The organism is Citrobacter sp. Cf072, from assembly GCF_030334485.1.
GTDB classification, from domain to species: domain Bacteria; phylum Pseudomonadota; class Gammaproteobacteria; order Enterobacterales; family Enterobacteriaceae; genus Citrobacter; species Citrobacter freundii.
The window spans coordinates 984,716-1,006,054 of sequence record NZ_JAOWDX010000045.1 but is presented as its reverse complement, the minus strand read 5'-3'; the positions used below and the strand labels follow the sequence as shown (position 1 = coordinate 1,006,054).

Annotated in this window: 12 protein-coding genes; 7 read left to right on the top strand and 5 right to left on the bottom strand. The window is 53.7% G+C overall.

The annotated features are described in order from the left end of the window. Positions 1-2 precede the first annotated feature (2 nt). A complete protein-coding gene (rpsP, locus tag OGX66_RS17145) occupies positions 3-251 on the bottom strand; it encodes a 30S ribosomal protein S16 (RefSeq protein ID WP_003031228.1) in 249 nt (82 codons plus the stop codon). Positions 252-521: 270 nt separating this feature from the next. After that, positions 522-1,883, bottom strand: coding sequence for a signal recognition particle protein (gene ffh, locus OGX66_RS17140; RefSeq protein ID WP_003031226.1), 1,362 nt, complete (start codon positions 1,881-1,883; stop codon positions 522-524). 165 nt (positions 1,884-2,048) lie between these two features. Between ffh and OGX66_RS17135 the strand changes: the two genes are divergently transcribed. Together OGX66_RS17135 and OGX66_RS17130 are read left to right on the top strand one after the other, a co-directional pair. After that, on the top strand, positions 2,049-2,840 hold the full coding sequence (locus OGX66_RS17135; protein WP_003031224.1) for a cytochrome C assembly family protein: 792 nt from the start codon (positions 2,049-2,051) through the stop codon (positions 2,838-2,840). A gap of 18 nt (positions 2,841-2,858) precedes the next feature. After that, positions 2,859-4,148, top strand: coding sequence for an HlyC/CorC family transporter (locus tag OGX66_RS17130; RefSeq protein ID WP_008324538.1), 1,290 nt, complete (start codon positions 2,859-2,861; stop codon positions 4,146-4,148). Positions 4,149-4,197: 49 nt separating this feature from the next. Here OGX66_RS17130 and grpE read toward each other — a convergent pair whose 3' ends face one another. Further along, positions 4,198-4,791 (bottom strand): nucleotide exchange factor GrpE, encoded by a 594-nt coding sequence (gene grpE / locus OGX66_RS17125; RefSeq protein WP_003031221.1) that lies wholly within the window; start codon positions 4,789-4,791, stop codon positions 4,198-4,200. Positions 4,792-4,913: 122 nt separating this feature from the next. On the opposite strand from grpE, the gene nadK reads away from it, so the two are divergent. The 3 genes from nadK to bamE all read left to right on the top strand — a co-directional run bounded on the left by nadK (position 4,914) and on the right by bamE (position 8,033). Next, a complete protein-coding gene (nadK, locus tag OGX66_RS17120) occupies positions 4,914-5,792 on the top strand; it encodes an NAD(+) kinase (protein WP_003031220.1) in 879 nt (292 codons plus the stop codon). A gap of 85 nt (positions 5,793-5,877) precedes the next feature. Next, complete coding sequence (gene recN, locus OGX66_RS17115; RefSeq protein WP_138828791.1) at positions 5,878-7,539, top strand: DNA repair protein RecN; 1,662 nt, start codon at positions 5,878-5,880, stop codon at positions 7,537-7,539. A gap of 149 nt (positions 7,540-7,688) precedes the next feature. Next, positions 7,689-8,033, top strand: coding sequence for an outer membrane protein assembly factor BamE (gene bamE / locus OGX66_RS17110; RefSeq protein ID WP_003826401.1), 345 nt, complete (start codon positions 7,689-7,691; stop codon positions 8,031-8,033). Positions 8,034-8,083: 50 nt separating this feature from the next. Here the strand turns inward: bamE and OGX66_RS17105 are convergent, their stop codons facing one another. Then, a complete protein-coding gene (locus OGX66_RS17105; RefSeq protein ID WP_003839823.1) occupies positions 8,084-8,380 on the bottom strand; it encodes an RnfH family protein in 297 nt (98 codons plus the stop codon). Next, a complete protein-coding gene (gene ratA, locus OGX66_RS17100; RefSeq protein ID WP_003031213.1) occupies positions 8,364-8,807 on the bottom strand; it encodes a type II toxin-antitoxin system toxin RatA in 444 nt (147 codons plus the stop codon). Before ratA ends, OGX66_RS17105 begins: the two co-directional genes overlap by 17 nt. Positions 8,808-8,961: 154 nt before the next feature. Here ratA and smpB point away from each other — a divergent pair, with 154 nt between their 5' ends. Next, positions 8,962-9,444 carry an SsrA-binding protein SmpB gene (gene smpB / locus OGX66_RS17095; RefSeq protein ID WP_003031211.1) on the top strand — a complete coding sequence of 161 codons (483 nt, stop codon included), beginning with the start codon at positions 8,962-8,964 and terminating at the stop codon, positions 9,442-9,444. Between the two features lie 582 nt (positions 9,445-10,026). Further along, the gene (locus tag OGX66_RS17090) at positions 10,027-21,267 is read left to right on the top strand and encodes a BapA/Bap/LapF family large adhesin (RefSeq protein ID WP_270939469.1); all 11,241 of its coding nucleotides are present in this window, start codon (positions 10,027-10,029) and stop codon (positions 21,265-21,267) included. Positions 21,268-21,339: the final 72 nt, after the last annotated feature.

Below are 21,339 nucleotides of genomic sequence, written 5' to 3'. Positions count from 1 at the left end.
GATTAAGCTGCTTTGTTTGCTGCTTTGATCAGCGTAGCTACGCGATCAGAAATAGTCGCGCCCTGGCCAACCCAGTGAGCGATGCGATCCAGATCCAGGCGAGTGCCTTCTTCTTTTTCGCTAGCGATTGGGTTAAAGAAGCCAACGCGCTCGATGAAGCGACCGTTGCGTGCATTACGGCTGTCGGTAACAACAACCTGGTAGAACGGACGCTTTTTAGCGCCGTGACGAGCTAAACGAATAGTAACCATAACATCCTCTTGTGTGAATAAAACACCCAGGCCCCATCGAGGAACGGAGCCCGGGTGTCATATTAAAAGCCCGAAAATTTTACTGATTTCTGGGGAAAATGCAATCAGCATCTTGATACTGAGCATTAAACAAGGGACAGAAGGCGTATATCGGTGCAGCCAGTTTAGTTCCGGCGTGCGCACAGAAAGCGGAACGTACACGTAGTACGTGAGCATTTCGAGCACACCCCGGGACTAAAATGGCAAACAAGATAGCCTTATCCCCTTGTTTTAGCGGCCTGGGAATCCTGGGGGCATCATCCCCTTCATACCACGCATCATCTTCGCCATACCGCCCTTCTTCATTTTCTTCATCATGCGCTGCATGTCGTCGAACTGTTTCAGAAGGCGGTTTACGTCCTGTACTTGCATACCGCAACCGGCAGCGATACGGCGTTTACGGGAACCTTTGATAATTTCCGGCTTAGCGCGTTCTTTCATCGTCATCGAATTGATGATGGCTTCCATACGCACCAGAACTTTATCGTCCATCTGCGATTTCACATTGTCAGGGATCTGACCCATGCCCGGCAGCTTGCCCATCAGGCTTGCCATACCGCCCATGTTTTTCATCTGATTAAGCTGTTCAAGGAAATCGTTGAGATCGAAGCCATCGCCTTTTTTCAGCTTGCTGGCTAATTTTTCTGCCTGCGCGCGGTCAACCTTGCTTTCGATATCTTCGATCAGCGACAGCACGTCACCCATGCCGAGAATACGCGAAGCAATCCTGTCCGGGTGGAACGGCTCCAGCGCTTCGGTTTTCTCGCCGACGCCGAGGAATTTAATCGGCTTACCGGTAATATGACGAATAGAAAGTGCCGCACCGCCACGGGCATCACCATCAACTTTTGTCAGTACTACGCCGGTTAACGGTAGCGCTTCGTTAAAGGCTTTTGCGGTATTCGCGGCATCCTGACCGGTCATGGCGTCGACCACAAACAGCGTTTCTACCGGTTTGATAGAAGCGTGGACCTGTTTGATTTCGTCCATCATCGCTTCGTCAACGTGCAGACGACCGGCGGTATCCACCAGCAGCACGTCGTAGAATTTGAGTTTGGCTTCTTTCAGCGCGGCGTTAACGATATCGACCGGCTTCTGGCCAACATCCGACGGGAAGAAGTCCACGCCGACCTGCTCGGCCAGAGTTTCCAGCTGTTTGATCGCCGCCGGGCGATAAACGTCCGCGGAGACCACCAGCACTTTCTTCTTGTGCTTCTCGCGCAGGAATTTACCCAGCTTACCGACGCTGGTCGTTTTACCCGCACCCTGCAGGCCCGCCATAAGCACCACGGCTGGCGGCTGTGCAGCCAGATTCAGGGTCTGGTTTTCTTCGCCCATTGCCGCAACCAGTTCGTTACGGACAATCTTGACGAATTCCTGACCCGGCGTCAGGCTTTTGTTAACTTCATGACCAACCGCTTTCTCTTTTACGCGATTGATAAACTCACGCACTACCGGCAGCGCTACGTCAGCCTCCAGCAGCGCCATGCGCACTTCGCGCAGCGTCTCTTTAACGTTGTCTTCAGTAAGGCGTCCACGGCCACTGATATTGCGCAGCGTGCGCGACAAACGATCGGTTAAATTATCAAACATTGTCTCTCGCCTGGGGTGGAAACGGTCGGTCGCGACAGCGACACATCAACATAAATTTGTCGCAGTATAACATGAAGCCGCCTTTGTTGTTATGCAACGGTTGGAGCAGCGGTCACGTAACGCTATACTGCTTTTCTTTATCACTGGCCAATTGTCGACACCTATATGCCCGTTTTTGCTCTGCTTGCTCTTGTCGCCTACTCAGTCAGCCTCGCGCTGATTATTCCCGCTCTGCTGCAAAAAAACAGCGGCTGGCGGCGTATGGCTATTCTCTCTGCGGTTGTCGCGCTGGTAAGCCATGCTATCGCCCTGGAAGCGCGTATTCTGCCCGGCGGTGAAAGCGGACAAAACCTGAGTCTGTTGAACGTCGGCTCGCTGGTGAGCCTGATGATCTGTACGGTAATGACCATTGTCGCTTCCCGCAATCGAGGCTGGCTATTGCTGCCCATTGTCTACGCCTTTGCGCTGATAAACCTGGCCTTCGCCACGTTTATGCCTAACGAGTTCATCACCCATCTCGAAGCTACGCCGGGCATGATGATCCATATCGGGCTTTCGCTTTTCGCTTACGCCACGCTGATTATCGCCGCACTCTATGCGCTACAGCTTGCGTGGATTGACTACCAGCTGAAAAACAAAAAACTGGCTTTCAGCAATGAGATGCCGCCGCTGATGAGTATTGAGCGGAAAATGTTTCATATCACCCAAATTGGCGTGGTTCTGCTGACACTCACCCTGTGCACAGGCCTGTTTTACATGCATAACCTGTTCAGTACCGAGAACATTGATAAAGCCGTTCTCTCTATCGTGGCATGGTTTGTCTATATCGTTCTGTTATGGGGGCATTACCATGAAGGTTGGCGCGGACGTCGCGTCGTATGGTTTAACGTCGCAGGCGCAGGAATTCTGACGCTGGCCTATTTCGGCAGTCGTATCCTGCAGCAGTTCGTGAGTTAAATCTTTAAGGAATCCTACGTGGAACACATCTCCACCACCACGCTCATTGTCACGCTCCTCATCATGGTGGTCATTTCCGCCTATTTTTCCGGTTCTGAAACCGGAATGATGACCCTGAATCGCTATCGTCTACGTCATCGGGCCAAGCAGGGAAATCGACAGGCAAAACGCGTTGAAAAGTTACTTCGCAAGCCGGATCGTCTGATAAGCCTGGTGCTCATCGGCAATAATCTGGTGAATATTCTGGCCTCCGCGCTCGGTACTATTGTCGGTATGCGCCTGTATGGCGATGCGGGCGTCGCCATTGCCACTGGGGTACTGACGTTTGTGGTACTGGTTTTTGCCGAAGTACTGCCAAAGACGATTGCCGCACTATATCCGGAAAAAGTCGCCTATCCGAGCAGTGTCCTGCTGGCTCCCCTGCAGATTCTGATGATGCCGTTGGTATGGTTACTCAACACCATCACGCGGCTGCTGATGCGCATGATGGGCATCAAAACGGATATCGTAGTGAGCGGTTCGCTGAGTAAAGATGAACTGCGAACGCTGGTGAATGAATCGCGATCGCAAATCTCACGCCGTAACCAGGATATGCTGCTGTCAGTGCTGGATCTGGAAAAAGTCAGCGTAGATGACATCATGATCCCGCGTAATGAAATTATCGGCATTGATATTAACGATGACTGGAAATCAATCGTGCGTCAGCTTTCGCACTCTCCGCACGGTCGTATTGTGCTGTATCGTGACTCGCTGGACGACGCTATCAGTATGCTACGCGTACGTGAAGCCTGGCGATTGATGGCCGAGAAAAAAGAGTTCACCAAAGAGACCATGTTACGCGCCGCCGACGAAATTTATTACGTTCCGGAAGGCACGCCACTCAGCACCCAGCTCATTAAATTTCAGCGTAATAAGAAGAAAGTGGGCCTGGTCGTCAATGAATATGGTGATATTCAGGGACTGGTTACGGTCGAGGATATCCTGGAAGAGATTGTTGGTGACTTCACGACCTCAATGTCACCGACGCTTGCCGAAGAAGTCACACCGCAGAATGACGGTTCGGTGATCATTGACGGTAGCGCCAACGTTCGTGAAATCAATAAGGCGTTTAACTGGCACCTGCCGGAGGATGATGCACGTACCGTGAACGGTATTATTCTTGAAGCGCTGGAAGAAATCCCGGTTGCCGGCACACGTGTGCGTATTGGGCAGTACGATATCGATATTCTCGACGTGCAGGACAATATGATTAAACAGGTGCAGGTGTTGCCCGTCAAACCGCTGCGGGAAAGCGTATCGGACCAGTGAGAGTAATCCAGACCGGGTAGCGCATCAGCATTACCCGGTCTGAGACTGATTAGCCTTTAGCTTTCGCCACAGAGACCATCGCCGCACGGATGGTACGTCCGTTCAGGGTATAGCCTTTCTGCATAACCATCAGCACATTACCGGCAGCAACGTCGTCAGACTCTACCATGGCAATCGCCTGATGCACGTTCGGGTCCATCGGCACGTCGATATCCGCAACCACTTGTACGCCAAACTTCGCCACAACATCCAGCATTGACTTACGGGTCAGCTCAATACCTTCAACCATAGCCGCCATCGCGTCATTATCTTTGTCCGCAACTTCCAGCGCACGGTCCAGGCTATCCAGCACCGGCAGCAGTTCGTTGACGAATTTTTCCAGTGCAAACTTATGCGCTTTTTCTACGTCCAGTTCGGTACGACGACGCAGGTTTTCCATTTCCGCTTTGATACGCAACACGCTGTCGCGCTCGCGAGTTTCGGCTTCAGCAAGCTGAGCTTCCAGATTCGCAATTTTTTCATCGCGCGGATCCACCTGCTCAGCAGAAGCGTCTGATTCAACCGCCTCAACTTCTTCGTGCTGATCCATGATAATTTCTTCCGGGGCTTGCCCCTCAGGCGTTTTCTGTTCTTTACTACTCATGAATTTCTCCGCGTTTTTTTCGCATTCATCTCGCTAACCTGGATTATTATGGGGATAAGATTCAGGGTTTCAAGGGAAGTACTCACATTGTCACTAATCTTCGTTACAAGGACCTCGAGAAAATGAACAAACATTTCAAGTGTATTGGCATTGTGGGGCATCCACGTCACCCCACTGCACTGACCACACATGAAATGCTCTACCGTTGGCTGTGCGCCAAAGGTTATGAGGTAATCGTTGAGCAACAAATCGCCCACGAGCTGCAGCTGAAAAATGTGAAAACCGGTACGCTCGCAGAGATTGGCCAGCAGGCAGACCTCGCCGTGGTTGTCGGTGGCGACGGCAATATGCTGGGCGCTGCACGCACCCTGGCACGTTATGACATCAAGGTTATTGGCATTAACCGCGGCAACCTCGGTTTCCTGACCGACCTTGACCCAGACAATGCGCAACAACAGTTAGCTGACGTGCTGGAAGGCCACTACATCAGCGAAAAACGCTTTTTACTCGAAGCCCAGGTGTGCCAACTGGACTGCCAGAAGCGTATTAGCACTGCGATCAATGAAGTTGTGTTGCACCCCGGAAAAGTGGCGCACATGATTGAATTTGAAGTCTATATCGATGAAATTTTTGCCTTCTCCCAGCGTTCAGACGGCTTAATTATTTCCACACCGACCGGCTCTACTGCCTACTCACTCTCTGCCGGAGGTCCGATCCTGACGCCTTCTTTAGATGCCATTACGCTGGTGCCGATGTTCCCGCATACGCTCTCCGCACGACCGCTGGTGATCAACAGTAGCAGCACCATTCGCCTGCGCTTCTCTCATCGCCGTAACGATCTGGAAATCAGCTGTGACAGCCAGATCGCCCTGCCTATACAGGAAGGTGAAGACGTATTAATTCGCCGCTGTGATTATCATCTGAACCTTATACACCCAAAAGATTACAGCTATTTCAACACATTAAGCACTAAGCTAGGCTGGTCAAAAAAATTATTCTAATTTAACGCCAACCTCTTTACTGTATAAAAAACCAGTTTATACTGTATGTAATTACAGTTATGGTTTTTCATACAGGAAAACAGCTATGTTGGCACAACTGACCATCAGCAATTTTGCTATCGTTCGTGAACTTGAGATCGATTTCCAGAACGGAATGACCGTTATTACCGGTGAAACCGGTGCGGGTAAGTCCATTGCCATTGATGCTCTCGGTTTGTGCCTGGGCGGACGCGCAGACGCCGACATGGTACGTGCAGACGCCACGCGAGCCGACCTCTGCGCCCGCTTCACCTTAAAAGACACCCCCGCGGCCCTGCGCTGGCTGGAAGAAAACCAGCTTGAGGAAGGCCGTGAGTGTTTGCTACGTCGCGTTATCAGCAGCGACGGACGTTCACGTGGCTTCATTAACGGCACTGCCGTACCGCTGTCACAGCTGCGCGAGTTGGGCCAGTTGCTTATTCAAATCCACGGTCAGCATGCGCATCAGCTCCTGACAAAATCAGAACACCAAAAATCCCTGCTTGATGGCTACGCCAATGAAGCGTCTCTGACTCAGGAAATGGCTGTGCGCTACCAACTGTGGCACCAAAGCTGCCGTGACCTGGCACATCATCAACAACAGAGTCAGGAACGCGCAGCCCGGGCAGAGCTATTGCAATACCAGTTAAAAGAACTGAACGAATTCAACCCGCAGCCAGGTGAATTTGAGCAAATTGATGAAGAGTACAAGCGTCTGGCTAACAGCGGGCAATTGCTCACCACCAGCCAACAGGCACTGGCTATCATGGCAGACGGCGAAGACGTTAATCTGCAAAGCCAGCTGTACACGGCAAAACAGTTGGTTAGTGAACTGGCAGGAATGGACGGTAAGCTCTCCGGTATTCTGGACATGCTGGAAGAGGCTACTATCCAGCTCAGCGAAGCCAGCGACGAACTGCGCCACTATTGCGATCGTCTGGATTTAGACCCTAACCGTTTGTTCGAACTTGAGCAGCGTATTTCCAAACAAATCTCATTGGCGCGAAAGCATCATGTTGCCCCTGAAGCGCTGCCACAGTTCTATCAGTCATTGCTGGATGAACAACAGCAGTTAGACGATCAGGCCGACTCTCTCGAAACCTTAACCCTGGCGGTGAACAATCACCACCAGCAGGCACTGGAAACGGCAAAAATGCTGCACCAACAGCGCCAGCATTATGCTCAGGAACTGGGACAACTTATTACAGAGAGCATGCATACTCTCTCAATGCCGCACGGTGTCTTTTGCATTGATGTGAAATTTGAGGAACATCATTTGAGCTCAGACGGTGCCGATCGCGTAGAGTTTAAAGTGACCACTAACCCGGGTCAGCCGTTACAGCCGATTGCGAAAGTCGCTTCCGGTGGGGAACTGTCGCGCATTGCGCTGGCTATTCAGGTTATTACCGCACGTAAAATGGAAACACCGGCGCTGATTTTCGATGAAGTGGATGTCGGCATCAGCGGCCCGACTGCTGCGGTGGTGGGAAAAATGCTGCGTCAGTTGGGCGAATCAACCCAGGTAATGTGTGTTACTCACCTGCCGCAGGTTGCTGGCTGCGGTCATCAACATTTCTATGTCAGCAAAGAAACTGACGGCGCGATGACCGAAACACACATGCAGCCACTTGATAAACGCGCTCGTCTGCAGGAATTAGCCCGCTTACTCGGAGGTAGCGAAGTAACGCGCAATACCCTCGCAAATGCAAAAGAACTGCTGGCGGCATAAACTTTTTTACCTTGTTAAGGTCTGAGTTCAACATAAAATCGCCGACCGACCCGACAGCAAAAGGTTTTAAAGTGGTGAAAGGTCTATTATCATCGGCATATTACATATGAGCCGCGTACTGCTCGGGCCCGAAAAGGAATCAAATCACTATGCGCTGTAAAACGCTGACTGCTGCTGCAGCAGTACTACTGATGTTGACTGCAGGCTGTTCCACTCTGGAGCGAGTGGTTTACCGCCCTGACATCAACCAGGGAAATTATCTGACACCTACCGATGTCGCCAAAGTGCGCACGGGTATGACGCAACAGCAGGTTGCTTATGCTCTGGGTACACCAATGATGTCCGATCCTTTTGGCACTAACACCTGGTTTTATGTGTTCCGTCAGCAACCTGGTCATGAAGGCGTAACCCAGCAAACACTGACGCTGACTTTTAACAGCAGCGGCGTTTTGACGAACATTGATAACAAACCTGCGTTGACCGACAACAAGTAGGATTAACAGATCAAAAAAAGGTGCTCAATGAGCACCTTTTTTATTGTCTGCTATTTTTTTGCGGATTTCTCTGCTCGCTGTCGGCGCAGCTCTTTCGGATCAGCAATCAGTGGCCGGTATATTTCCACCCGATCGCCGTCATGCAGAACATCAGCAAGCTTAACCGGACGGCTGTATATCCCGACTTTATTTTTGCTGAGATCGATATCGGTACGTAATTCCAGTAGACCGGAAGCGCGGATTGCCTCTTCCACCGTAGCACCCTGTTGCAGTGTTACACGCTGTAGATACTGTTTCTCGGGCAGCGCATACGCCACTTCAACGACAATTTTAGCCGACGCTGACACTGTAAACCTCTTTCGCGCGAACCGTGAAGGCCTGCACCATGTTTGAAGCCAGCTCTTTAAAGATACGACCAAACGCCAGCTCGATTAACTTATTGGTAAACTCAAAATCGAGATGAAATTCAATACGACATGCTTCATGACTCAGTGGCGTAAACTTCCATCCGCCAATGAGTTTCTTGAACGGGCCGTCGACCAGATGCATCAGGATGCTCTGGTTACTGGTCAATTGATTGCGCGTGGTGAACGTTTTGCTAATCCCTGCTTTCGAGACATCCACAGCCGCGGTCATCTGTCCCGGAGTTGACTCCAGCACACGGCTACCGGTGCAACCCGGTAAAAACTGGGGATAGGATTTAACATCATTCACTAGCTGATACATCTGTTCCGCACTGTAAGGTACTAAAGCGGTCCGGCTAATCTGAGGCATAACAATTTCCATCAATATCAATCACACAAATAATACCATTTATCCCCCGCTAAAAAAAACGCTATAGCCTAACTCGTGCTAAGATAGCGCCTTGCGCCCCGCTGGATGAAATGGGGTGTTTTTCGATTCCAGATTACCTATACTGAGCGGCATTATGACGAAGAAAAAAGCACACAAACCTGGCTCAGCCACAATCGCGCTTAACAAGCGCGCACGACACGAATACTTTATTGAAGAAGAGTTCGAAGCAGGACTCGCTCTGCAAGGTTGGGAAGTCAAATCTCTACGCGCAGGTAAAGCTAACATCGGCGATAGCTATGTCATCCTTAAAGACGGCGAAGCGTTCCTGTTTGGCGCCAACTTCACGCCAATGGCTGTTGCCTCAACGCATGTGGTATGTGATCCCACCCGTACCCGTAAGCTGTTGTTAAACCAGCGTGAACTCGACTCCCTGTATGGTCGTATGAATCGTGACGGTTATACCGTCGTTGCGCTTTCACTGTACTGGAAAAATGCCTGGTGCAAAGTGAAAATTGGCGTCGCAAAAGGTAAGAAACAGCACGACAAGCGCTCCGATGTGAAAGAACGCGAATGGCAGTTAGATAAAGCGCGTATTATGAAAAATGCTGGTCGCTAAACGCTATTCCTCTGTGACCAGTCTCTCACCCTGAGACTGGTTCTTATTTTTTAGTTATTGAAACCCACCCAATACATTCATCAAATTTATGGTTTATTTGTGCTGAATCGTTCAGGTATGAAATAAACTGCCATGGCATTACCGTAGCGACCCATAGTCTAATAAAATAAAACTTCAAGACCATATCGCCTATATTTAGGCTTATTTTATAACACTATTATTACTGTTGTTTATTATATCCCCCTCATTTCAATTTAAATAAAAAACATTAAAATACAATAAGTTAACCAAAAACAAATCATTAAATACGCACCGGAAAGTATCCTTTTCAATTAGCCAAATATATTTTTAATATGGATAAGTTGCAGAATACTTTCTTTCTGACTATATCATCTAATACGAAAGAACTATTCTGTCGGCAGGTCCCGAACGTATTTACTAAGTAAACGAGCATCTGCATGACCTAATCAATGTAATTACATGTGTAAATTCATCTTTATGATGAACGGGGCCCCTGTCTGCTCATTTTCCCAGCTCGCTGTTGCGGATTAATACTCCCGACATGCCATCAGGAGTGAACATATGCGTCTACTCGCCGTTGTATCAAAATTAACTGGCGTTTCCACAAATGTTGAATCCTCTGAAGTTACGCTCAGTTCGCCTTCTATCGTGAAACTGTCAGTGTCGCGTGAGGAGGTAAGTCAACTGACACGCGTTAATCAGGATCTGGTTGTCACACTCCGCTCGGGTGAAACCATCACCATTAAAAACTTCTACGTCGGAAAAGGTGATGCGCAAAACCAGCTTGTTCTGGAAGACAGCAATGGCGCGCTGTGGTGGGTTCAGGATACTGATGGAGCGTTCCACTTCCAGCATTTAGACGATCTCACTCCGCTAATGACTGCCGAGGGAAGCCATGAAGGCGGCGCCGTCTGGCCGTGGGTTCTTGGCGGGATCGCGGTTGCTGGCGGAATTGGCCTTGCCGCAGGTGGCGGTGGTGGAGGTGGCGGTGGTGGAGGTGGCGGCGGTGGAGGTGGCGGCGGTGGAAGCGATAACAACGCCGGAAGCGGTAATGGCAACGGCAACGGTAACGGCGATGGTGGTGGCAACGGTAATGGCGATGGCGATGGCGATGGTGGCGATCCGCCAACGACAACACCTAACGCACCAGATGTGCCGGTTATTACCAGCGTAATCGATGACCAGGAGCTGATTACTGGTCCTGTTAATCAGCAGGAATCCACCAACGATAATACGCCCACTCTCCAGGGCACCGGCCCCGCAAATGCTACATTGCATATTTTTGATAACGGCGTAGAAATCGGCCAGGTCGCTATCGATACCAACGGCAACTGGTCGTTTACGCCATCCTCTCCACTCGCAGACGGTACCCACCAGTTTACCGTAAGCGCCTCAGACGGTACGGGCAGCAGCGGCATATCGGACAGTTGGGAGATTATTGTCGATACGCTTGTCCCCGACGCCCCTGTGGTCACAGAAGTAACTGACGATTCCGGTTCCATTAAAGGCTTGATCGGTAATAACGGCGTAACCGACGATGCCACGCCAACGCTCACAGGCACTGGCGAAGCCGGTTCTTACATCAGCATTTCTGATAACGGCATTCTGATTGGTATGGTCCAGGTGGATGACAATGGCAACTGGACATTTACACCGGACACACCGCTTAGCGACGGTGTTCACAATCTGACGCTGACGCAAACTGACGATGCGGGTAACGTGAGCGCGGAAACGAGCGTACCTACATTCACCGTCGATACTACCCCGCCTGAAGGCGCGGTCATTTCCTCCGTTAATCCGGAAGGCACCGAGGTAACCGGTAGTGCAGAGGTAGGAAGCCAGGTCATTATCATCGGTAGTAATAATCAGATTTTGGGTTCAACCACGGTCGGCCAAACCGGCAATTTCGTCATCGCGATTTCACCTTCACAGACGCACGGTGAAGCGCTAATCGCGAAGATTCAGGACCAGGCTGGTAACATCGGGCCAGATACCCCATTCAATGCGACGAACTCGGGCTATCCTGGCGTACCGGTTATCGTCAGCGTGATGGATGACTTCTCCCCATCAACCGGGCCATTGAGCAACAATCAGGCCACCAACGATAATACCCCCACGCTCTCTGGCACTGCCGATGCCAACAGCACGGTGACTATTTACGACAACGGCACAATTATCGACAGCGTACTGGCTGACGGTAACGGTAACTGGACATGGACTTCCAGCTCCCCGTTATCAGATGAGCTACACGCCTTCACCGCCACCGCGACAAACCAGTCAGGTACAGGAGGCATGTCACCAGCGTTCAATATCAACATCGACACCCAGCCACCGTTGCCACCTGATGATCTCAACGTATCTGCGGATGGGACTGTCGTCACCGGAACGACCGAGCCAGGCAATACCGTAGTTATCACCGGCAGTGGCGGAACTCAGATCGGCAGCGGCGTCGCCGGGCCGGATGGCACATTTACCATCACCATTAACCCACCACAGACCAATGGCGAAACCATTACCGCTATCGCCACCGATCCAGCTGGGAACCTAAGCCCACCAGAAACTGCGCTTGCACCAGACATTACCGCGCCACACCCCCCAACAAACCTGCTAGTTAATGGCACTGGCGACCAGGTCACCGGCAAGGCCGAACCCAACAGTACGGTCAATATTCTGGATCCAGATGGCAATATCATTGGTACGGTAACTGCCGATACGGATGGGGATTTCACCGCAACTCTGGTTCCGCCACAAACCAACGGCGAGACCCTTACGGCAAATGCGACCGACACCGCAGGCAACAAGGGCGACGACGCCTCTGTCAACGCACCGGACACCACCGCACCTGATGCGCCGACAGGCGTCACAGTTGCAGGAAATGGTGGCGCGGTTAGCGGTCACGCCGAAGCCGGAAGTACCGTCACCGTCAAAGACAGCAACGGGGCTCCTATTGGCGTGGGTCAGGCTGACAGCGGCGGCAATTTCACCGTCCAGATCACCCCGTCGAAAATCAACAATGAAACAGTAAACGTCACCGCAACGGACAGCACTGGTAACGAAAGCCTGCCAACTTCGGCTGTTGCCCCGGATCTCACCGCGCCAAACCAACCCGTTATCATTGCCGTTACTGATGACGTCGCCGATATCACAGGCTCCATCAATAACAATGGTTTAACCAACGACGATAAACCGAAAATTGAGGGCAAAGCTGAGGCCGGCTCTCAGGTCAAAATTTACGATAACGGAACTCTGCTTACGACCATTACCGCTGATATCAACGGTAACTGGAACTATACGCCCACCTCGGCATTGGGCCAGGGGGCACACGTATTTACAGTGACGGCAACCGATGCCGCTAATAACACCAGCACTGCCGCCAGTTGGAAAATCATTGTCGATAGCATCGCGCCGACAGTGCCAGTCATAACGCTGGTTAACGCTGATGTTGGCAGCAGCGCCGGTAACGTCACGAGCAATGCCTGGATTACCAACGACAACACGCCAACCCTCTCAGGTACCGGTGAGCCGGGCTCGCTCGTGAGCCTGTACGATGGCAGTCTGCTGATGACGGTGATGCTTATCGACAGCTCGGGGACCTGGAGCTATACCGTTCCAACCAATCTGGCGCTCAACGATCGCATCCACCAGTTTACGGTATCAGCAACAGATGCAGCCGGTAACGTCATTACCTCGCCCATCGTAGTCAGTGTTACCGTGGATACCCAAGCACCTGGGACCCCCGTGATTTTGACCGCAACCGACGACGTCGGGAATGCACCAACCGATCTGCCCACCGGTAGCCGTTCAAACGATACCTTGCCGCTGCTGAAGGGGACCGGGACCGTCGACTCCACCATCACTATCTATGATGGCGCCACACTTATTGGAACCGCAACGGTCGTGTCCGGGGGCGCCTGGAGTTTCCAGGTCACTCAACCGCTGAGTGAAGGTCCACATGCGCTGTCGGCTATCGCAACAGATGCAGCGGGTAACGCCAGCAATGCCGGAAATTTCACGCTGACCATTGATACCACCCCACCAGCGGCTCCGGTGATTATCGCCGGTGAAGGACTCGTGGGCAGCGCCACCGTTGCTCTGGCGAACGGCGGTAGTACGAAAAGTACCGCTCCGGCCCTCTCCGGTACGGGCGAGCCGGGCGCAACCATTACCATTTTTGACAATAACGTCAGTATTGGCACCGCCACCGTTCAACCAAATGGAACCTGGACATTTACTCCAGTTCCCGTGCTCATCGAGGGGCCACACAAATTCACCGCCACGGCGACTGACGCTGCAGGTAATACGGGGATCCCATCGGCTAGCTTCACTCTGACGGTAGACAATACGCCTCCCGCGCAGCCTGGCGCCCCTATCATTACTGACGATGTGGCTCCGGTAACGGGCGTGGTCACGAATGGCAACACCAATGACACCACGCCAACCTTTAGCGGTACAGGGAACGTTGGGGATTTGATTACCGTTTATCTGAACGGCACTCCCCCTTTGCAGGGAACAGCAACAGTAGGTGCAGACGGAACCTGGAGCTTTACTCCATCAGCACCGGTTTCCCCTGGTACTTACCAGATAACCCTTACCGCAACCGATCCGGCTGGCAACGTCAGCCAGCCGTCGAATGCCATAACACTGAACATCGACACGACGCCGTCTGCACCTCCGGTGATTATCGCCGCCAATGATAACGTCGGAGGATCGGTAGGCGATCTCTTGCCCAATGCCGTGACCGATGACGCCACGCCAACCATTCGCGGTACTGGCACTGACGGGGACATCATCACCCTGTATAACAGCGGTGTAGTGATCGGTACGGCAACGGTGGCTGGCGGCACCTGGAGTATTACGCCCGGGGCTGCGCTGGCAAACGGCAACTACACGCTGACCGCTACCGCAACCGATGCGGCAGGTAACATCAGCAGTAGCTCAAACAGCATTTCGTTTACGGTGAACACCACCCCGCTCACAGCGCCACTCGTGACGAATATCGAAGATAACGTCGGCGTGATTACCGGTTCGCTCACCAGCGGTAGCGTCACGGACGATACCACCCCAACCATTAGCGGGACGGGTACGCCGGGCAGTACGGTGTTAATTTATGACGGTGGCATTCCCATCGCGATAACCACCGTGGGCGCGAATGGCTCCTGGAGCATAGATGTTCCCCTCACGCCCAACATGATTCATACGCTGACTTTCGGCGCACAAGATGCTACCGGTAATGTGCTGCCGGCAGGAAATCCTGTCACGTTGATTGTTGATACGCTACCTCCTGCAATGCCTATCGTTACCAGCGTTGATCCGAACGGTACGCTGGTTAGCGGTACAGCCGATGCTGGTAGTACCGTGATTATTCGCAGCGGTAGCACCATTCTCGGCCAGGGGGTGGCAGACGGTTCAGGTATCTTCTCTGTCACGATTTCACCAGCGCAGACGGCGGGTGAATCATTGAACGCGATCGCTCAGGATCCAGCGGGTAACCAAAGCGGAGAAACACCGTTTACCGCTGCTACCTCCAGCGTTCCACACCCGCCAACTCTTGAGATCGTGGATGACGTAGCCCCCGGCATGGGCGAAATCGGCAGCGGAAAAACCACCAACGACACTTTACCGCGGTTGCAAGGAACCGCCACGGCTGGGGCTACAGTGACTATCTATCAAAATGGCGCGTCTATCGCCACGGTCACCGCCGATGCGGTTTCCGGCGCCTGGAGTTATCAGTTGCTCACCCCGCTAACTAACGGCACAACCTATAACTTCGCAGTCTCACAAACCGTCAACTTAATACCCAGCGGGCAGTCACCCAATTATGCCATTACCATCGACACCACCGCGCCGCTGGCACCGCTCATCACCAGCATTATCGATGACGTTTTACCCGGCAGTGGGCCGCTGGATAAAGGACAAATTACCAATGACTCACGCCCGACCTTAAACGGAACCGGCGAAGCGGGAGCAACCATCACCCTCTACGATAACGGTATCGCTTATGCCACAACCACGGTAAACAGCAACGGATTCTGGAGCTTTACCCCGACAGACGCGCTGGGAGAAGGCAATCACCTCTTTACCGCTCGCGCAACCGATGCTGCTGGCAACCAAGGCGATGCCTCCGCTGATTTTCTGATCATTGTTGATACTTTAATTCCGAATGCCCCCTCCATTGTCACAGTCACAGACAACGTTGGCACCATTCAAAACCTGACATCCGGACAGTCAACCAACGATAACACCCCGACGCTTGCTGGCGTCACTGAAGCGGACTCTGTGGTCACTATTCGCGATAATGGCGCGGTGATCGGCACGACGATCAGCGACGGAAGTGGCAACTGGAGCTTTACGCCAGCTCCTGCGCTCAGTGAAGGCAGCCACTCGCTGACTGCAACCGTCACGGATGGCGCAGGTAACATCAGCCCTGCGACACCACCGTTCACACTGGTCGTCGATACGCTACCGCCCGCTGCCCCGGTCATCACCTCAGTCATTGACGATCAGCCAGGCAATACATCGCTGGCAAACGGGCAACTGACCAACGACGCGCAGCCTACGCTGAACGGCACAGGGGAAGTGGGTGCCATCATCACCATTAAAGATAAAGGTGTCGACATCGGTACTGCGCAAGTAGATGGCTCAGGCAACTGGACATTTACACCGGGAAGCGCACTGGGCCAGGGTCAGCATGTCTTTACTGCGGTGGCTACTGACCAGGCCGGTAACACCGGGGGAGCCTCTTCATCCTTTACCCTCGAACTGGATTCTATTGCTCCCGTAGCGCCGGTCATCAGTACGGTGCAAGACAACACGGCTCCCACCACCGGGCCGATCGGTAACGGTCAGACGACGAACGAAACCCGCCCGGCACTGAGCGGCAGCGGTGAAGTTGGCGCAACCATCACCGTTCTGAGTGACGGCTTGCCGATTGGCACCACCACCGTCGGCGCTGGCGGCACCTGGAGTTTTACCCCAACGGATGCGCTGGATAACGGTCCGCATACGCTGACCGTCACCGCCACCGACAGCGCGGGCAATACCAGCCCTGCCTCCAACGGCTTTACGCTCACGGTTGATACCGTATCGCCGAACGCACCGCTCATCACTCAGGTCACCGATGATGTCGGCCCGCTGACCGGAAATCTGAACAACGGCCAGGCGACAAACGATGCGCGCCCTACCCTCAGCGGTACGGCTGAAGCCAATTCCACGGTGAGAATTTACGATAACGGATCGTTTATCGGTTCAATCACAGCGGATAGTACAGGCGCCTGGAGCTTCACGCCGGGAACCGCGCTTGGCAACGGTAACCACGCGCTGACGGTGACAGCAACCGACGCAGCCGGAAACGTTAGCCCAACGTCCGCTGGGTTTAACATCGTTGTTGATACTGTTGCCCCGCTTGCGCCAACGATTATCCAGGCTTTTGATGACGTGGTGCCGGGAACCGGAACGCTGTCGAACGGCGCTTACACCAATGATACTCGTCCCGTACTGAACGGTTCGGCGGAAGCCGGTGCCCGGGTAGCCATCTACGATAATGGCACGCTGCTGGCGACGGTGACAGCGGCAATAGATGGCACCTGGGAATATCTGCCTGCCACACTGGGCAACGGCCAGCATGTCTTTACCGCCATTGCCACGGATGCCGCCGGGAACGTCAGCCCCACCTCAAGCGAATTTATTATCAACGTTGACACGATCGCGCCGTCAGCGCCGCTCCTGACCTCGGTGGTGGATGACGTCGCAGGCGGTGTGTTCAACGCGGGGCTTAGCAACGGGCAACTGACTAACGATGCCCGCCCAACGCTCAACGGTACCGCCGAAGCGGGCAGCACTGTCAGCATCTATGATGGCAGCACCCTGCTGGGCACGGCGCTGGTACAAAGTAATAACAGCTGGACGTTTACCCCAACCACGCCGCTGGCGAATGGATCGCACACCTTCACCGTCACCGCTACCGATGCGGCGGGCAACACCAGCGGCGCAACGGCAGGCTTTAGCGTAGTGGTCGACACCACGGCACCAACGCAGCCTTCAATCAGCAGCATTATTGACGATGTTGGGCCAAACACCGGGGGGATTGGCAATAATCAGCCAACCAACGACGCACGCCCAACGTTAAACGGCACCACGGAAGCCAACGCTCGGGTCGATATTTATGATAACGGCACCTTTGTAACCAGCGTAACGGCGGACGGCAGCGGCAGCTGGAATTACACGCCACCTACGGCGTTGGGTCAGGGGACGCATTCCTTCACCATCACAGCAACAGACACCGCAGGTAATACCAGCGGGCTATCGTCTGCCTCCGCAATTGTGGTCGATACCGTCGCACCGGGTATTCCAACCGGCCTGGCGGTCAACGCCAACGGAACCACGCTGACCGGCGTTGCCGAAGCGAACAGTACGGTGATCATCACCTCCAGCAGCGGAACCGTACTTGGTACCGCAACAGCCAACGCCTCCGGTAATTTCACCTTCACGCTGAGCCCACCGCAAATCAGTGGGCAAACGCTGCTGGTCAGCGCACAGGATGCCGCAGGCAACATCGGCACAGCGGGTAACGTGCTGGCACCGTTTACTGGCGTACCGCCTGCGCCGGTTATTGCCAGCGTATTTGACGACGTGGGCACAATTACAGGTCTGGTCGCGGCAGGTAAAACCACCAATGATACCCGTCCAGCCCTTAGCGGAACGGCGCAGGCTAACGCCATCATCAATCTGTACAACAACGGCGTACTCATGGGTAGTACGACCGCAGATAGTAACGGGCTCTGGAACTTTACCCCATCCGGCGCGCTCAGCGAAGGTAACCACGCGTTTACCGCCACGGCAACAAACGCCAACGGCGTAAGCGGGGTGTCCGGTTCGTTCAGCGTGATTGTGGATACCACGCCGCCGACCGCGCCAACGATACTGATCAGCGCCGATGGCGGTACCATCAGTGGCGTCGCCGAAGCGGGAAGCACGGTTACCATCTCTCTGCCCGGCGGCACCAGCGTGACGGCAATCGCCAACAGCAGCGGTGTCTACAGCGTCAACCTGCCGGTTCGCCAGATTGAGGGTCAGTCGCTGTCCGCCACGGCGACCGATGCGGCGGGAAATACCTCATTGCCAACAAGCGCTATCGCGCCGGTATTGCCGCTGCTGGCTGAAGACAATGTCACCAGTCTGCCTCTACAAACCGATGTCACCGTCAGCACCGAGCATCAAAGCGATTATGGTTTCCTGTTGGTCAATGCGCTGGGAAATGTCGCCAACGTGCTGGGGAATGATACAGCAAGCGTCAATTTCAGCATCGCTTCTGGCGGCAGCGGATCCATTACAATCAATGCCGCAGCGACCGGCGTGGTGCTGTCGCTGTTAAACACGCTTGAAGTCGTCATCCAGCGCTTTGACACCGGGCTGAATGCCTGGGTAACGGTGGTGGATACCGGGAAACCAGACTTTGCCAGCCTGCTCACCCTGGGCGCCTCGGGCGTAACGCTCAATTACAGCGGACTGACTGGCGGGGATTACCGCGTGGTCAGCTACAACACCAACCTACTGGCGACTGGGGCATACACCAGCCTTGATGTCTCGGTGGTAAAAGCCAGCGCAGGGACCATCACCGGTGGTACTACCGAGTCTGGCAATATCATCACCGATACCGATCCCGCCAATGGGCAGGATAACGCCCCTTCCGGCACGCTGGTCACCACCATCACTGACGGTAACGGCAACGTTGTGAATATCCCGGCGGGCGGCATTGATGTGCAGGGAAAATACGGCACCCTGCATATCAATCAGAATGGTAGCTACACCTATACTCTGACCAATACGTCAATCTCAGTGTATGGACGTTCCGAAAGCTTTACCTACACGCTAACGCATGGCAGCGATCACTCCTCGGCAAAACTGGTGGTCACGCTGGGTCAGGCCCCAACCACCAGCACGGTAACGGCGGCAGACGATGTGGCTGCGCTGACTTACGGGACGCAGGTCATCGCAGTCGACAACCATCCATCACAACAAACCGGCTTCACGCTCGCCAGCGTTGGTTTGGGACAATTGTTGGATGTCAGCCTGGTCAACGGTTTGACCAACCCGATTAAATTCAACGTTGATGACGGCGCGACGCGAACGATTACGGTTCAGGCCAACGTACTTGGCGTAACGCTGGGCGGCTTTGATCTCTATGTCTATCGCTTCAACGAGTCTATTCAGCAGTATGAGCAGTACCGGGTACAGCCGAACTGGGTCACCGCCCTGCTGGGCGGCAGCTCACCGGCGTATACCATTACACTGCCGGGCGGTGACTATCTGTTCCTGCTTAACGCTTCCGGCGGCCTGACGCTGCTGACCAGCTATACCCTGAATATTCAGGCCGATCACACCTACGCAGTCGACAGTCTGAGTGCAGCTACCAATGGAAATCTGCTGGCCAACGACTCGGCTCCGGCTAATACCGTTATCACCGAAGTTAACGGTGTCACCGTTAACACAACAGGCACTACCACCATTAACGGACAGTACGGCACGCTGACTATTGATGCGAAAGGGAACTACACCTACACGCTGAGAAGCGGACTGGGCGCAGACGGTATCAATACGCCGGACAGCTTCGTGTATAAGGTCAAAGCACCAAACGGCGATACCGGCAGCGCGTCGCTGAACATTACGGCAACCCCACAGGCGCTGGATGCCGTAAACGACATCAGCAGCCAGATGGCGGTCACCACCCAGGCCGATACATCCAGGTCGTTTACCGACAACAGCGTTGGGAACGCCAGCTGGAGCGCCCAACTCCTTTCACCCACCTCACAAAATGGTACTGGCGTCATTGAAGTCGCGACGGGAACGGCGGTGCAAAACGCCATACTGCATTTTAACGTCGCTTCAGGTCTGACGCTGGGCGGACTGACCGTCACCTGGGCGCTGTATGACAGCAACAACGTCAAGATTGCCGGTAACTCATTCAATGGCGGATTGCTGATTGGCGGCAATATTGATATTGCCCTCAGCGGGGTAGTACTGCACCCCGGCAACTATCGCCTCGACTATACCGGCAGCGTCGGGGCTCTGGGGCTGGGGAATATCACCATCACCCCCAGCGTGAAAGGCACGATAATCGACCTGCAAAACTTCGAGACTTCCACAGCGAACAGCGTCACCGGCAATATTTATGACGGAGACCATATTGCCAGCGTGCATACCTTGCTAACGGTGAATGGCACGGGCGGCAGCGCCGCCACGCTGGATCCGCTGAGCAGCACGACCAGCGCCATCATTAACGGGTTGTACGGCAAACTGACCATTGGCATTGATGGTCATTACACCTATACCCTCAACAGCGATGTCTCGCTCTCCACCATCGTCACCAAAGAGACATTTACCTACACCCTTAACGACCTGAATGGCCATACCGATACCGCTACGCTGACCATCAATATGAATCCGCAAGTGGTGAGTACCGTCGATGCCGATCGCCTGACTGGCAGCGCCTACGGCGATACGCTGATTTATCACCTGCTCAATGCCAACGACGCTACCGGCGGTAACGGAACAGCGGACACCTGGACCAACTTCTCGCTGGCCCAGGGTGACAAAATCGATATCGGTGACCTGCTGGTGGGCTGGAACGGGCAGAACGCGACGCTCGGCAACTACCTCACCGTTACCACCAGCGGTAACAACACGGTTATTGCCATCGACCGTGACGGTACGGGCAACACTTATCACTCAACCAATCTCATCACGCTGGAGAACGTACACACCACGCTCGACGAGCTGGTGCAACAAAATCACATTGTGCCCTGAAGTGAACATATAGCGTTAAAGCGCCATAACTACAGCCCCGGATGCGATGACATCCGGGGCAATAACAGTCGT